Below are 14,274 nucleotides of genomic sequence, written 5' to 3' on the forward strand. Positions count from 1 at the left end.
GGTTGATAGGCCGGATCTGGAAGCACGGTAACGTGTGGAGGTGACCGGTACTAATAGGCCGAGGGCTTGTCCTCAGTTGCTCGCGTCCACTGTGTTGGTTCTGAAACCACGAACAACCCCACACCGTTTGTGTGTGGTGCGGTTGTCAGTTTCATAGTGTTTCGGTGGCCATAGCGTGAGGGAAACGCCCGGTTACATTCCGAACCCGGAAGCTAAGCCTTACAGCGCCGATGGTACTGCAGGGGGGACCCTGTGGGAGAGTAGGACGCCGCCGAACAATTTGTGGGAAGACCCCGCACCGTATGGTGCGGGGTCTTCTGCGTTTAGGGGGTCCCGGGAAAAATGGATGCCGACGGCTGACGCACCTGCCGTACGGTGGCCCCCATGAGCAGCCCCAGCAGCGATGAGAAGTACGTCGTACGCGCCATACAAGCCGGCGAGTGGCCCGCGGTGAAGGCGCTGCGGCTCCTCGCGCTCCAGGACCCGGTGGCGCACCTGGCCTTCCTGGAGACCTACGACCAGGCCCTGACGAAGCCGGACTCCTTCTGGCAGGAGCGGGCGGCCGGGGCATCCGAAGGGGCGCCGGGGGCACGGCAGTTCATCGTCGAGGCGCCGGACGGCTCGTGGGTCGGCAGCGTCACCGTCCTTGTGGAGGAGGCCGGCAGCCAGGACTGGGCCGGATTCCCGGTCGAGCAGCGCCAGGGGCACCTGGTGGGCGTGTACGTGCGGCCCGAGCACCGCGGGTGCGGACTGACCGAGGTGCTGTTCGACGAGGCGCTGAGCTGGGCCTGGTATATCGGCGTCGAGCGGGCTCGGCTGATCGTGCACGAGGACAACGGGCGGGCGCAGCGTTTCTACCGCCGGATCGGCTTCGAACCGAGCGGGCACACCGTGGCGTTGACGGCCGGAGCGGAGAAGAACGAGCTGGAGTTCGTGCTCCAGCGTCCCTGAGGGCCAAGGGGCTGTCCGGCGGATCATGCCGGACGGGCCCCCTATACCGGCAGTTCGCGGTGGGGCCAGCGGGCGCGGGCCTGTTCGCGGGAGCGGAGCAGGGCGAGGGTCGGCAGCCCGCGGCCCGCCCCGGTGGACAGCAGGTCCGGGAGCTCGGGGAGCGGGGCCACCGCGGCCACGTCCTCCAGGACCAGGGTGAGTGGTGGGTCGAGCCGACCGGAGGATGACCGTTCGGCCATGCGCCGGCCGTGCTCGACCACGCTCTGGGCGAGTGCCGTCAGCAGGGGCATCGCGCCCGGATCGGTGCGCGGATCCTCGATGGACCGCCCCATCACGTAGAGCGTTCCCTCTTCGTGGACGAAGGAATCCAGGGCGAGCGCATCATTTCGGTGCGGGGTGCAGGCTTCACGGACGTTCACGGTGAGGAGCGAGGCCAGGGCTCGGCTCGTCAGCTCCTGTGCTATGTCGCGGCGTTCGGGGTGCGAGGTCAGCGCGGCCTCGAGCTCGCCCGCCGAGCCGGCAGCCGCCTTGGGATGGGTGCGCAGGACCCGTACGGCGTCCTGGACCTGGGACCCCTGGGCCCAGCGGTGGACGTGGCGGACGGTGCGTCCGTCGACGGCGGCGGCGTGCAGGTAGCTGCGCAGCAGGGTCTCCGCGGTGTCGCTCACCGCCTGGTCGATCCTGGCGGTGGGACGGACGGGAGCGAGCAGGGCGGTGGCCCGGGCGGCCGCCGTGTTCCTGTCCGCGCAGCCCGCGACGGGGGACCAGTGCAGGCGGCCCGGGGTGTCGCAGAGGTGGCCGGGGTCGTAGAGGAGGACCGGGCCCAGCTTGGCCCGGGCGTCCTTGGTGTCCTGCCAGAGGCCGGGGTTCGAGGTGACGACGAGGGCGGGGCCGGCCGCGTCGCGGATCGCCTGGGCCGCGATGGACCGGCGGCTCTCCGGCGAGGCCACGACGACCGTCGTCCAGCCGGTCACGGCGGCTTCGGCGAAGGGGGCGGCGGCAGGGGCCGTGGGGGTGGCGGGCCGCGATGCCCCGACCGCCTCCGGCTGCTGTACCTGTTCGGCCTGAGGCTGCTGCGGCCCTTGCGGCTGCTCGGGCTGGGCGAGGGGTGGATCGGGTGGCTGCGGGACCGTTCTCTGGGCCGGGACCTCGTGGGGTGCCGGCGCGGGGACCTCGTGGGGGTGCGGGGCCGTGTCCGGGGTGGGGCGCTTCCGCTCCGCCGCCTGCTCGGCCCGTCTGCGCAGCCGGCCCGCACGCCATCGTGCCACGGTGCCCAGGACGAACACGGTGAGCACGAACAGCACCATCAGCTGCCCGATGAACAGCCCCCAGAACAGCCCGTACCCCGACAGCCCACCCGGAGGGGTGTCGGGCCAGGCGCCGGGCAAGTCGTGCGGTCGGCCGGCGAGGTGACGCATGGCCAGAGGCGTACGGGTGAAGGTGACGCCGGACGGCCAGGCGCCGTGCGCGAACAGCCCGGCGAGGCCGGTCGCCGTCCAGACCAGCAGCGTCATGCCGAGGAGGAACCCCAGCAGGCCGACCAGCACCCCGTCGGGCACGCCTCCCTGGCCGTCCCGGCGGGCCGCCCCTGCGCGGTCGTGGTCGTCCGGTCGCACGCCGCCTCCTAGGCCACCGTCGACTCGGAGGAGCCGTCCAGGTCGGCGATGTGCTGTTCCATGAAGGCCGCCGCCCGTTGCTCGGCCTCCAGTTCTGCGGCGCGCAGGGCGTCGTCCTCGCGGTCGCTGGCGGACTCGGTCATCGCGCGGTCGGTGAAGACCAGCGGGCGTTCGGTCTCGGTGATCAGGTGCTTGACCACCTGGACGTTGCCGTTGACGTCCCACACGGCGATGCCGGGAGTGAGGGTGGGGATGATCTCCACCGCCCAGCGGGGCAGGCCGAGGACCCGTCCGGTCGCCCTGGCCTCGTCGGCCTTCTGGGCGTAGATCGTCCGGGTCGACGCCATCTTCAGGATCGCGGCAGCCTCCTTGGCCGCCGCTCCGTCCACCACGTCGGACAGGTGGTGCACGACCGCGACGAAGGACAGGCCGAGGCGGCGCCCGAACTTGAGCAGCCGCTGGAACAGCTGCGCCACGAACGGGCTGTTGATGATGTGCCACGCCTCCTCGACCAGGAAGATGCGCTTCTTGCGGTCGGGACGGATCCAGGTGTGCTCCAGCCACACGCCGACGATGGCCATCAGGATCGGCATGGCGATGGAGTTGCGGTCGATGTGGGACAGGTCGAAGACGATGAGCGGGGCGTCCAGGTCGATGCCGACCGTGGTGGGGCCGTCGAACATGCCGCGCAGGTCACCGTCGACCAGGCGGTCAAGGACCAGTGCCACGTCCAGGCCCCAGGCGCGCACGTCGTCTATGGCGACGTTCATCGCCTCCGCCGACTCCGGCTCCGGGTGCCGCAGCCGCTCGACGATGTCGCCGAGCACCGGCTGGCGCTCGACGATCGTCTCGTTGACGTAGGCGTGTGCCACCTTCAGGGCGAAGCCGGAGCGCTCGTCGAGGCCGTGGCCCAGGGCGACCTCGATGATCGTCCGCAGGAGGGCGAGCTGCCCGGTCGTGGTGATCGCCGGATCCAGCGGGTTGAGCCGGATGCCGTGGTTGAGGGCGGCGGTCGGGTCCAGCCGGATCGGCGTTATCCCCAGTTCCTCCGCGATGAGGTTCCACTCGCCGACGCCGTCCTCGCCCTGGGCGTCGAGGACGACGACCTGGCGGTCGCGGAAGCGCAGCTGGCGCAGGACGTAGGTCTTCTCCAGGGCCGACTTGCCGTTGCCGGACTCGCCGAGGACGAGCCAGTGGGGCGCGGGGAGCTGCTGGCCGTAGAGCTGGAACGGGTCGTAGATGTAGCCCTTCCCGGAGTAGACCTCGCGGCCGATGATGACGCCGGAGTCGCCGAGGCCGGGGGCGGCGGTCGGCAGGTAGACCGCCTGGGCCTGGCCTGTCGACGTGCGCACGGGCAGCCGGGTGGTCTCGACCTTCCCGAACAGGAAGGACGTGAAGGCGTCCGTGAGGGCGGTCAGCGGGTCCCGCATCAGAGCATCAGCCCCTACCGTCGGATTCCGGTGGCGAACGGGAGCGTGTTCACGAAGGCGCGGTGGTGCTCGCGGTCGCACCACTCCAGTTTCAGGTACGACTTTCCGGCCGAGGCGCGGATGGTCCGCTTGTCGCGGGCCAGCGCCTCGGGGGTGCGGGAGGAGACGGTGATGTAGCCGACGAGGTTGACGCCGGCGGCGCCGCTCGCCAGGTCCTCGCCGCGCTGGTCGATGCGGTGGTGGGCGGCCACGTCGCGCGGGTCGACGGTGCGGTTCATCTTCGCGGCGCGGCTGGCCTCGGCGACATCGTTCGTCTTCTCGGTCAGCATGCGCTCGATGGCGACCTCGGTGGGTTCCAGGTCCATCGTCACGGCGACGGTCCGGATGACGTCCGGGGTGTGGACGAGCAGCGGGGCGAGGAAGTTCACGCCCACCGGGGTCATCGGCCACTCCTTGACCCAGGCGGTGGCGTGGCACCACGGCCGGCGGGTGGACGACTCGCGGGTCTTGGCCTGCAGGTAGGTCGGCTCCATGGCGTCCAGTTCGGCCGGCCAGGCGTTGCGCTGCGTCATCGCCTGGATGTGGTCGATGGGGTGGTCCGGGTCGTACATGGAGTGGATGAGCGAGGCGAGCCGTCCCTGACCGAGCGGCTGCCGGACGCGGATGTCCGCCTCCTGGAGCCGGGAGCAGATGTCGGTGAGCTCGCGGGCCATGACGACGGCGAGTCCGGCGTCCCGGTCGAGCTTGCGGCCGCCGGCGGGCCGGGCCGCCCGGGCCATGGCCTGCGCCTCGGCGGCGAGCTCGCGGGTGTAGTGCATGCAGGCGACCAGGTAGGCGCGGTGTTGCTCGCTGCTGGTGGACACCATCGACTGCAGCTGGTCGTAGGACCGCTGGAGCCAGTGCGGCGCCCGCTCGTCGCCGCGCTGGGAGACGTCCTTGGCGTGGGCGTCGGGGTCGGCGGGCAGCGTGCGGGCGAGCATCTGCAGGCGGGTGACGAAGCCGTCGCCGTTGGCCACGTGCTTCAGCAGGGTGCCGAAGCGGTCGACGAGGGCCTCCTGGTCCTCGGAGTCGCGCAGGCCGACGCCGGGGCCCTCGATCTCGATCGCGGCGGTGACCGTCTTGCGGTCGGCGTGCAGCAGGACGGCGATCTCGTCGGGGCCGAAGGGCGCGGCGAGCCAGGTGATGCGGCCGATGCCGGGCGGCGGGCCCACCTCGATCTCCCGCCCGTCCAGGCGGGTGCCGGCCTCCATGACGCCGGAGCGGTAGAGGGCGCCGCGCTTGACGGTGCGTTTGTAGCTGCGGTTGATCTCGAACCACTTGTAGAAGGTGCGGTGCCGGTAGGGCACGTAGACCGCGGCCAGCGCCAGCATCGGGAAGCCCGCCAGCAGCACGATGCGCAGGGACAGGACGGGGACGAGGAGCCCGCACATCATGCCGATGAACGCGCCCAGGACGATCAGCGCGATCTCGCCGGTCTCGCGGTTGCGGCCGATGATCGCGTTGGGCCGGGCGCGGCCGATCAGGTATGTACGGCGGGGCGTGACCGCGTGGGACACGTGGGACTCGGTCGTCAACGCCCGTCACCTCCTGTGCGGTTGGTGCTGCTGTTGCGGGTGCTGCCGGCGTGCGGGGAGTTCACCGGGCTGGGGGAGCGCGGGGCCGGTGCGGCGGGAGGGGCGGCTCGGCCGCTGTCCGGGACGCGGGTGCTGTGGGCGGCGACGCCGCCGGACAGGGGGTTGGCCGGGCGCGGGGCGGACGACTGGGCGCCGCCACCCGCGTCGACCCGGGTGCTGTGGGTCTTGATGCCCTGGGCCACCATGTTGGCCGGTGAGCTGAGGACGGCGGCGGCCTTGCCCTCGGCGCCCTGCATGATGCGGTTGTTGCGGGAGGCGGCGATCTCGTCGCCGAAGCCGGGGACGAAGCGGTAGATCATGGCGCTGGCGAAGATGGCCAGCAGGATGATGGCGAGCCCGGAGACGACGGCTCCGAGCGCGTCCGGTCCGTCGTCCGCGGCGAGCGCGCTGGCCAGCCCGAGCACGATGACGATGACCGGCTTGACCAGGATGACGGCGATCATGATGCCCGCCCAGCGGCGGACGTGGCCCCAGAGGTTCTTGTCGACGAGGCCCGAGTAGACGACGACGCCGAGGAGGGCGCCGACGTATAGCAGGACGGCCCGGAGGAACAGCTCGAGGTAGAGGACGCCGGCCGCGAGGATCGAGACGAGCGACACCAGGATCAGCATGATCGGGCCGCCGCCGATGTCCGTGCCCTTGTCCAGCGCCTCGGCGAACGTGCCGAAGAACGTGTCGGTCTGGTCGCCGGTGGCCTTGGCGAGGACGTCGCTGACGCTGTCGGTCGCGGAGACGACGGTGTAGAGGATCAGCGGGGTGAAGGCGGAGGCGAGGACGGTGAGCCAGAGGAAGCCGACGGCCTCGGAGATGGCGGTGGTCAGGGGGACACCGCGCACGGCCCGCTTGGCGACGGCCAGCAGCCACAGCAGCAGCGTCAGGATGGCCGAGGCCGCGAAGACGACGGCGTACTGCTTGCGGAAGTTCGGGTTGGTGAAGTCGACCTCGGCGGTCTCCTGCACCGCCTTGCTGAGCTGCTTGATGGTCCAGGAGGCGGCGTCGGCGCAGCCCTGCGCGAGGGAGGAGAGGGGGTCGAGGGTGGCGGTGGGGTCGGTGGTGAGACCTCGGGAGCTCCCGCCGCTGCTGCCCTTTTCGCAGTACTTCCGTGCCTCGCCGACGATGAGGTCGCAGGGGTTCTCGCTGGCTTCCGGGGACGGGCCGGCACTGCCCGAGGGCGTCGGGCTGGGTGAGGGATCGGCGACGGCACGGCCGGCTAGCAGCACGACCGAGGTCTGGACGGCTGTCACTACTCCGGCGAGCCTGAGCAGGGGGTGACGGCTACCGGGCATAGGTGAACCCTCCGTACTCGTCGATGGCCTTGCTGATCTCGTCGGAGGTGGCGGCCCTGTCGTCACCGGGCACGGGGGCGGGGCCGTCCTGCTGCGAGTCGGCGGCGATCTTCCAGTCGCCGCCGGTCCACTGCAGGTCGAACGTCCACGTTTTCCAGGTCGAGGTGACCGGGTCGGTCGACGTCTCCCCGGACATGCCGATGAGTCCCATGTACCAGACCGCGACCTTGGCCGTGCTGTCGTTGTACTGCTGGACGGTGGTGCCCACCGGGACCACGCGGGAGACGAACGTGCTCCCCGCAGGCGGGTTGCCGTCAGAGTCCAGGCCCACCTTGCCGAGGAACTCGGCCGAGTAGGCCAGGTCCATGGGGCCGCGCAGCCGGGTGGCCGCGGCGGGGGTGTACAGCAGGGTCAGGAGGGAGTGCCTGGTGTCCTTCTTGAACATGTCCGTGGAGCCCAGCGCCACGGAGTAGTTGGCGGCCGCGCTCTGCGCGCCCTGCGCGTCGTGGGCGAAGCCCGAGGGGATGCCGCCGGACTTCTCCGTCACCGGCCGCTTGCCGGTCGCCGCCGTCGCCGCGCCGGCCGGTTTGCCGCCGCGGTCGTCGGCCGAGGAGGATCCGCCGCCGCCACGGTTCGCGAAGGCGATCGCGGCGATGAGGAGGACGACCACGCCGACCACCGTGACCAGGCTGCGCGAGGACGAGCGGCCGCCGCGCCGCGCACCCCCGTAGGGGTCGCCGGCCCGGTCCGGGAGCCGGGTCCGGGTCTGCCCGCTGCCGCCGAACAGTTCGTCGTCGGCGCGCGCGGACTCCCCGTACCGGTGCTCGTCTCCGTGACTCATGCCCCGTACGCCCCCTCGACCTCGTACCGGAACGCCTGGAAGTACGACGGTAGCCGTGCTGGTTCCCGCGCGGGCGCGGTGTGGTGACTCGACATCAGGGAAACGCAACCTCAGCCGGTGGGCACGGTGGGTGGGTGGGGGTGGCGGGGGCACCGGGCGCGCCCGGAGGGCCTGACTGGCGGTGCTGACGGAGCGCCGTGCGCGGCGTGCGCGGGCGGTGCGCCGGTTACACGGCCATGCCGTACACGATGGTGAAGAGCGTGCCGAGGGACCCGATGATGAAGACTCCCGTCAGGCCGGCGATGATCAGGCCCTTGCCCTGCTCGGCGCTGAAGGTGTCGCGCAGGGCCGTGGCGCCGATGCGCTGCTTCGCGGCGCCCCAGACGGCGATGCCGAGGCAGAGCAGGATGGCCACCGCCATCACCACCTCGATCATCACCTTCGCCTCGTTGCCCAGGCTGCCGAAGGGGCCCCAGTCCGGAGCGATCCCGCCGATGATGGTGTTGATGTCTCCCTTGTCGGCCGCAAAGAGCATGTAAGTCACCGCCCCTGTTGGGTAGTTCCGCGTGCCCCTGCGAGCGTGCAGAGGTCAGGCACCATTCTCGCCGACAATGATGCCGCTGGATGTCGACTTGGCGTCATTGATGGGCGGGTTTCGTACGAACACCTTGTCACCGCCGGTCGCCTGCCGCTCGAAGCGGCTGGTGGGGCGGTGCATGAGGGGCCGTATGGTCACTCTGTGTATCACGGTGCGTTACGCCGGGCAATGAGGCCGGTGTGAAACCTGGTGTGTGGTTCCGTCGTTGACCTACTTCACGTCCCGCCACGGTTTCTGACGGCCGGTCGGGTGACGCGCCTCCTCGATGGTCTCACGGTTCCGCCCTTCCCTCGGGGCGCCGGGCGCCGCCCGGCGCGTGATGGACGGTCAGCCTATAGGAACGAATGTTCGATCAGGGAGGGGTCGGTTCCGCTTTTTGCGGGCGAGCCCGGAGCCGGTCCGCGGCCGGTCCGCGGCCGGTCCGCGGCCGGCCCGGAGCCGGAGCGGGGACCGGGGGAGGGGGCCGGGAGCGGGCGCTCGTGGTGCGGCGTCACCTGGTTGCGGGGAAAATCTCAGGGAAGCCGGGACCTGTCTCGCACCGCCGTGGGTACGGAGTAGGCCTGATGAAGCGCACCGCAGACCAGGGGAGCCTCGTCCGGCACGCCCGCGGGCCTGCCCTGTCCCGGCACGGTGCCCTGGTCGGGGCGCTGCTCCTCCTGGCCGCCACCTCGGCCTCCGTCGCGGCCGCCGACGACGGCCCGGGCCCCCTGGGGGTCACCACCGAGGCGGCGGCGAGCGCGCGGACCGCACGGGTCGGGGCGCTGTTCGCGGCGGAGGACGCCGGTGCCCTGCGGGGCAGCCACTTCTGCACCGCCTCCGTCGTGCACAGTCCCGGCCGCGACCTCGTCGTCACGGCGGCCCACTGCCTGGACGGCGACAGCGACCTGGTGTTCGTGCCCGGGTACCGGGACGGCACGGCGCCCTACGGGGTGTGGGAGGTCCGGGGGCGTTTCGTGGCCCGGGGGTGGGCCGAGGGCCGGGACGAGGACAGTGACCTGGCGTTCGCGGTGGTCGCGCGCCGGGGCGGCAGGGGTGTGGAGGACGTCGTCGGCGGCAACCGGTTCGCCGCCGGAACGGCCACCGGGGCGACGGCGGTGACGGTCACCGGCTATCCCCGTTCCCGGGAGGCGCCCATCCGCTGCACCGCCAAGCCCCGCGCCCTCAGCCGCACCCAGCAGCGCGTCCACTGCCCTCACTTCACCGGCGGCACCAGCGGCAGCCCGTGGGTCAACGGCGACGGGCAGCTCGTCGGGGTGCTCGGCGGGCACGAGCAGGGCGGCTCGACGGCCGACGTCTCGTACAGCGTCGTCCTCGGGCGGGAGGCGGCGGAGCTGTACGAGGAGGCGGCCGGCTGATCCCGGGCGGTGACCCGCGACGGCCGGCGGTGCGGTCCCTGACGGGTGGGTCTCTGGTCTGAACGGGTGACGTCCTGCCCGCGCCGCACCGCAGCCCGCCGCGCCGTGCGGCCGGTCGATGCTCCGGCCGGGTGGCCGGTCCGCGGCATTCCCCGGCCGGGCGCGGCGCTGGGCGCGCCCGCCTCACCTCCGGTGCGTCATCGGGACTCGACCCGGTGACGGCCGTGGGCCCGCGGGCATCAGGACGAGACACCGGTCACGACGGCCGTCCACAGGGGCGCCGCCGAACTGGTGTGTGTGGCATGGTCTGTTGGACGGGCGCGCGGGACAATCGGCGGTTCCGGCGGCGCACGGGCCCCGGCAGTCGCCCGGCCGGCCCGCCGCCGCGCCCGGCGGTACCGGCGGGCAGCGGACGGGGCCCACGGGACCGGCCGCGAGGGGAAGGGAACAGGCCGAAATGCCGGCCGGCACGGCGGGCACGCGGTGGAAGCGGCATGGAACGGGCCGCCGATGGGGGAGGGTTGAGCCGTGCGGAAAGTATGGGTGGCCGGCGGTGTCGCGGCCGGACTGGGCCTCAGCTTCGTCATGCTGCTCGCCGTCGGCGTGTACGTCGTGGCCGGGAACGGCGCGGGGGGCGTCGGCCGCGGGGGGGTCGGACTGGCCAAAGGGGCGGTGCCGGCCGCCTATCAGACGCTCGTTCAGCGATGGGGCAATCTCTGTCCCGCCCTCAACCCGGCGCTGCTCGCGGCGCAGTTGTACCAGGAGAGCGGATTCAACCCGGAGGCCAGGAGCCCGGCGGCGGCGCAGGGCATCGCGCAGTTCATCCCCGGCACCTGGAACACGCACGGTATCGACGGCGACGGAGACGGCGACCGCGACGTGTGGGACCCGAATGACGCGATCCCGTCGGCCGCGTCGTACGACTGCGAACTCGCCAAGTACGTGAAGGACGTGCCCGGGGACCTCTCCCGCAACATGCTCGCGTCGTACAACGCGGGGGCGTACGCGGTCATCAAGTACGGGGGCGTGCCGCCGTACGCGGAGACGCGGAACTACGTGAGGACGATCCTGACGCTGGCGGAGAGCTTCGCCGCGCCGGTCACGCGGGTCGATCCGTCCAAGCAGGCCGCGGCCGCGATCTCCTACGCCCAGAGCAAGCTCGGCACGCCCTACCTGTGGGGCGGCGAGGGCACCGCTGAGCAGGGCGGACGGTTCGACTGCTCGGGTCTGACCCAGGCCTCGTACGCGAGCGTGGGGGTCACCCTGCCGCGGGTCGCCAACGACCAGTACAACGCCGGGCCGCACCCGAAACGGGACGAGCTGCTCCCCGGCGACCTGGTGTTCTTCTCGGACGACCTCACCGACTCCCGCGCCATCCGGCACGTGGGTATCTACGTCGGCGGCGGGTACATGATCGACGCACCGCGGACGGGGGCGGTGATCCGCTTCGACCCGATCGACACCCCGGACTACTTCGGGGCCACCCGGGTCACCGAAGATGGCGCGAAAGCGCTCCCCACACCGGTGTGAACCGAACGTGAACCCACCCCCTGAGCTGCGCAGATGAGTCTCTCTTCGATAACGTCTGCGTGATCATTCGGTGGAGTGTGGAACGTATCAATCAAGGTCGTGCGTTCCTGGTGTCGTAGGCCGAGCAGACGTCGGACGGAACGCGTGTGGCACACGCGTGCAGCGGAAGCGGATCTACAGCCACGGGGGTGGACAGGAGCGGCGCACACAGGGTGCGTCCGAGGAAAAACGACGAAGGGGCCGCAGCACAATGGCTGGACTCGCCGAATCCGGGTCGAACCCCGACGTCGACCTCCTCTACGACATCAACGGCCTGGCCAAGGCCGCGCCGCACTGGTTCGACCGGGTCGTGGAGTACGTGGGTGAGTACGGACTGCTGCTCGCCATGGTCCTGCTGGTGCTGTGGTGCTGGTGGTCCGTGCGGCGCCAGGGCGGGTCCCGGGCCGCGTCGTCCGTCGCCGCGCTGGTGTGGGCGCCGCTGGCCGCGGGGATCGCGGTCCTGGTGAACGTGCCGATACGGGGCTTCGTGGAGCGGCCCCGGCCCTTCAGGGACCATCAGGGGCTGGACGTCCTGGTCGCCGGCAAGTCCGACTTCTCCTTCGTGAGCGACCACGCCACGATCACCATGGCCATGGGCGTCGCGCTGTTCGTCGCCAACCGCCGGTTCGGGCTGGTCGGCATCGGGCTCGCCCTGCTCGAGGGGTTCTGCCGCGTCTACATGGGGGTGCACTACCCGACGGACGTGGTCGGCGGCTTCGCCCTCGGCACGGCGGTGGCCCTGCTGCTGTCCCCGCCGGCGATGGCGCTGCTCACGCCGGTGCTGAGGGCGATCGACTGCTCGGCGTGGGGCGGGTGGCTGGTGCGGGCGCGCACGCGGCCCGGCGTGGACGGGGACGGTGTGGTCGCGGGGCCCCGGACCGAGGACCGGGGACCCGCCGAGGAGCGGGACCTCGCGGCGTAGCGACGGGAGGCCCGCCGCTCGCGGCGTGGCGACGGAGTTTGCCCGGGGAGCGGCTGCCAGGGAGCGTGGCGAGCGGGGAACCGCGGAGCGATGAGCGGGCCGCCGGGAACGGGTAACCGGGTGCCGTGGACGACCGGGCTTTCGCCGACGTGCGGGGGGCGGACCCGGGGGCGTGGCGACCCGGCCGTCCGCGGACGTGCGGCGGGCCCCGGGTGTGGCGGCCGGGGTGAGCTGACCCGGGACCGGTGCCCGCCGGCCGTGGGACGCCTACAGCGCCTGCGGGAACGTGAAGAAGCGGTTCGGGTCGTACTGCGTCTTCAGCCGGGCCAGGCGGGGCGCCGCGTCGCCGTAGTAGGCCCGGCGCCAGTCGGTCAGCGTCGGGTCGGCGTAGTTCTGGTAGGCCGCGCCGGAGGCGTACGGCCTCATGGCGCCGTGCACCGCCGCCAGCCAGGACTGGGCGGCCGAGCCTGCCCGCGGGCCGGAGGCCCCGCCACCGGCCCGCCAGGAGACCAGGTACTGGGCGAGCATCCGGGAACGGCGGTGGACGAAGGCCGTCGCCGTCGGCGGGACGCGGTTGACCGCTCCGCCGAGCGCGGTGAGCGCGACGCTGCCCGCACCGCCCCGCACCGCCCGCACCTGCGACAGCAGCGCCTGGATGCCGGCCGCCGGAATCGAGCGGTCGAAGAAGTCCGACCGCGCCGCGTACGTCTCCCGGCCGAGCGCGCCCCGCGCGGAGCGGCCCGGGGTCGGACCGGGCAGGTGGCACCGGGCCTCCGCCCGGAAGGAGGAGCAGCCGGCGTAGGCCTCCATGGCCTGCTCGTACGACCTGCGCCGGAGCGAGACGCGCGTCGCGGGGGCGCCGACCGCCGCGGCCAGGCGGTCCACCGCGTTCTGCAGCTCGCCGTAGGTGCCGAGGGAGAACGCGGACACGGACACCGTCGGCGTGCCGCCGGCCGTGTTCTCCAGGTGCAGGGCGGACCAGATCTCGTCCGGCTGGCCGGGGCCCCACTCCTGCCACGCCCTGACCACCGCGGCCGCCCGCGCCCACGGCCAGGTCAGGTGCGCGGACACGGCCTGGGGCGCCGGGTGGGTCCGGAACCGCAGCTCCGTGACGACGCCGAAGTTGCCGTTGCCCGCGCCGCGCAGCGCCCAGAACAGGTCCTTGTTCTCGCGGGCGTCCGCGGTCAGCTGCCGGCCGTCCGCCGTGATCAACGTGGCCTGGGTCAGGCTGTCGCAGGTCAGGCCGTAGGCCCGGGACACCACGCCGTGGCCGCCGCCGAGCACCAGGCCGGAGACGCCCACGGTCGGGCAGGACCCCGCCGGGATCGTGCTGCCCCTCGCCGCGAGCGCCCGGTAGACGTCGATCAGCTTGGCCCCGGCACCGACCACCGCGGTGCCGCCGCCCGCCCGGACCCGGTTCAGCCTCGACACGTCGACGATGAGCCGGCCGTCCCCCGAGGACCAGCCCGCGTAGGAGTGGCCGCCGTTGCGGATCGCCACGCGCAGGCGGTGGGCGCGGGCGTACGCCAGGGTGGAGCGGATGTCGTCGGCGTGCGCCACGTACGCGACCGCGGCGGGCCTGAGCGTGTCGAAACGGGTGTTGTACAGCTGCCGGGCCACGCTCCAGGAGGCGTCGCCGGGGCGGATCAGGCTGCCGTCCAGGTCACGGGCCAGCGCGGCCCAGTTCGCGGCGGCCGCGGCGCCGGCGGTCCGCAGCGGGGTACGGGAGGACGCGGCGGTGGCGGCCGAGGCGGTGGCCCGGGCGGCGCCGGCCGCCCCCTCTGCGGTGCCGCTGTGGCAGGCGGCCGTGGTGATGGCCGCGAGCGCGGCCGCGCCGCCTCCGATGAACGCACGCCGTTCCATGTCTGCGCCTCCTGTCGGCTCCCGTGGATCGAGACGGGCCCGCGGCCGCGGGGGTTCCGCGGGCCGCGGAAGTCGGTGCGGGAGGGACCGGTGGGAGTGGTGTGACGGCAGCCGCGGGAGCGCGTCGTCTCGGCAGGACGGAGCAACGAGCTCGCGTGCGGAGAGCGTGGCGAGAGCCAGGTGGACCGAAGGGCCCCGAGCCAGGTGGA

Annotated in this window: 12 protein-coding genes and 1 rRNA gene; 5 read left to right on the plus strand and 8 right to left on the minus strand. The window is 72.5% G+C overall.

The window, feature by feature from the left end:
- Positions 1-160: 160 nt before the first annotated feature.
- Both rrf and ACWDNY_RS03705 read left to right on the plus strand, forming a co-directional pair.
- Positions 161-277 (plus strand): 5S ribosomal RNA (gene rrf / locus ACWDNY_RS03700).
- Between the two features lie 107 nt (positions 278-384).
- Positions 385-951 (plus strand): GNAT family N-acetyltransferase, encoded by a 567-nt coding sequence (locus tag ACWDNY_RS03705; RefSeq protein WP_451644071.1) that lies wholly within the window; start codon positions 385-387, stop codon positions 949-951.
- Positions 952-992: 41 nt separating this feature from the next.
- Here ACWDNY_RS03705 and ACWDNY_RS03710 read toward each other — a convergent pair whose 3' ends face one another.
- The 7 genes from ACWDNY_RS03710 to ACWDNY_RS03740 all read right to left on the minus strand — a co-directional run bounded on the left by ACWDNY_RS03710 (position 993) and on the right by ACWDNY_RS03740 (position 8,476).
- Entirely contained in the window at positions 993-2,567 is a 1,575-nt protein-coding gene (locus tag ACWDNY_RS03710; protein ID WP_451644072.1) for a type IV secretory system conjugative DNA transfer family protein, read from the minus strand.
- Between the two features lie 8 nt (positions 2,568-2,575).
- The gene (locus tag ACWDNY_RS03715) at positions 2,576-3,997 is read right to left on the minus strand and encodes an ATP-binding protein (protein WP_451644073.1); all 1,422 of its coding nucleotides are present in this window, start codon (positions 3,995-3,997) and stop codon (positions 2,576-2,578) included.
- 14 nt (positions 3,998-4,011) lie between these two features.
- On the minus strand, positions 4,012-5,571 hold the full coding sequence (locus tag ACWDNY_RS03720) for an SCO6880 family protein (RefSeq protein ID WP_451644074.1): 1,560 nt from the start codon (positions 5,569-5,571) through the stop codon (positions 4,012-4,014).
- Positions 5,568-6,917 carry a hypothetical protein gene (locus ACWDNY_RS03725; protein WP_451644075.1) on the minus strand — a complete coding sequence of 450 codons (1,350 nt, stop codon included), beginning with the start codon at positions 6,915-6,917 and terminating at the stop codon, positions 5,568-5,570. The genes ACWDNY_RS03720 and ACWDNY_RS03725 overlap by 4 nt, the downstream gene beginning before the upstream one ends.
- Positions 6,907-7,758 carry a hypothetical protein gene (locus ACWDNY_RS03730; RefSeq protein WP_451644076.1) on the minus strand — a complete coding sequence of 284 codons (852 nt, stop codon included), beginning with the start codon at positions 7,756-7,758 and terminating at the stop codon, positions 6,907-6,909. Before ACWDNY_RS03730 ends, ACWDNY_RS03725 begins: the two co-directional genes overlap by 11 nt.
- Before the next feature lie 226 nt (positions 7,759-7,984).
- Complete coding sequence (locus ACWDNY_RS03735; RefSeq protein WP_014673544.1) at positions 7,985-8,293, minus strand: hypothetical protein; 309 nt, start codon at positions 8,291-8,293, stop codon at positions 7,985-7,987.
- 54 nt (positions 8,294-8,347) lie between these two features.
- Positions 8,348-8,476, minus strand: a complete 129-nt coding sequence (locus ACWDNY_RS03740; protein WP_451644077.1) for a hypothetical protein — start codon at positions 8,474-8,476, stop codon at positions 8,348-8,350.
- 443 nt (positions 8,477-8,919) lie between these two features.
- Between ACWDNY_RS03740 and ACWDNY_RS03745 the strand changes: the two genes are divergently transcribed.
- The 3 genes from ACWDNY_RS03745 to ACWDNY_RS03755 all read left to right on the plus strand — a co-directional run bounded on the left by ACWDNY_RS03745 (position 8,920) and on the right by ACWDNY_RS03755 (position 12,202).
- Positions 8,920-9,711 (plus strand): trypsin-like serine peptidase, encoded by a 792-nt coding sequence (locus ACWDNY_RS03745; protein WP_451644078.1) that lies wholly within the window; start codon positions 8,920-8,922, stop codon positions 9,709-9,711.
- Between the two features lie 585 nt (positions 9,712-10,296).
- Positions 10,297-11,241 (plus strand): C40 family peptidase, encoded by a 945-nt coding sequence (locus ACWDNY_RS03750; protein WP_451644197.1) that lies wholly within the window; start codon positions 10,297-10,299, stop codon positions 11,239-11,241.
- A 250-nt stretch (positions 11,242-11,491) separates the two neighbouring features.
- Positions 11,492-12,202 (plus strand): phosphatase PAP2 family protein, encoded by a 711-nt coding sequence (locus ACWDNY_RS03755; RefSeq protein ID WP_451644079.1) that lies wholly within the window; start codon positions 11,492-11,494, stop codon positions 12,200-12,202.
- Between the two features lie 267 nt (positions 12,203-12,469).
- Here ACWDNY_RS03755 and ACWDNY_RS03760 read toward each other — a convergent pair whose 3' ends face one another.
- A complete protein-coding gene (locus ACWDNY_RS03760) occupies positions 12,470-14,065 on the minus strand; it encodes an FAD-binding oxidoreductase (protein ID WP_451644080.1) in 1,596 nt (531 codons plus the stop codon).
- Between the last annotated feature and the right edge of the window lie 209 nt (positions 14,066-14,274).

This window comes from Streptomyces sp. NPDC003697, from assembly GCF_053587115.1.

Excerpts from the sequence above, each read along its gene's own strand:
- ACWDNY_RS03705 (WP_451644071.1), top strand. The coding sequence starts at position 385 with ATGAGCAGCCCCAGCAGCGATGAGAAGTACGTCGTACGCGCCATACAA.
- ACWDNY_RS03715 (WP_451644073.1), bottom strand. The coding sequence starts at position 3,997 with ATGCGGGACCCGCTGACCGCCCTCACGGACGCCTTCACGTCCTTCCTG.
- ACWDNY_RS03725 (WP_451644075.1), bottom strand. The coding sequence starts at position 6,917 with ATGCCCGGTAGCCGTCACCCCCTGCTCAGGCTCGCCGGAGTAGTGACA.
- ACWDNY_RS03730 (WP_451644076.1), bottom strand. The coding sequence starts at position 7,758 with ATGAGTCACGGAGACGAGCACCGGTACGGGGAGTCCGCGCGCGCCGAC.
- ACWDNY_RS03735 (WP_014673544.1), bottom strand. The coding sequence starts at position 8,293 with ATGCTCTTTGCGGCCGACAAGGGAGACATCAACACCATCATCGGCGGG.
- ACWDNY_RS03740 (WP_451644077.1), bottom strand. The coding sequence starts at position 8,476 with ATGCACCGCCCCACCAGCCGCTTCGAGCGGCAGGCGACCGGCGGTGAC.
- ACWDNY_RS03745 (WP_451644078.1), top strand. The coding sequence starts at position 8,920 with ATGAAGCGCACCGCAGACCAGGGGAGCCTCGTCCGGCACGCCCGCGGG.
- ACWDNY_RS03750 (WP_451644197.1), top strand. The coding sequence starts at position 10,297 with ATGCTGCTCGCCGTCGGCGTGTACGTCGTGGCCGGGAACGGCGCGGGG.
- ACWDNY_RS03755 (WP_451644079.1), top strand. The coding sequence starts at position 11,492 with ATGGCTGGACTCGCCGAATCCGGGTCGAACCCCGACGTCGACCTCCTC.
- ACWDNY_RS03760 (WP_451644080.1), bottom strand. The coding sequence starts at position 14,065 with ATGGAACGGCGTGCGTTCATCGGAGGCGGCGCGGCCGCGCTCGCGGCC.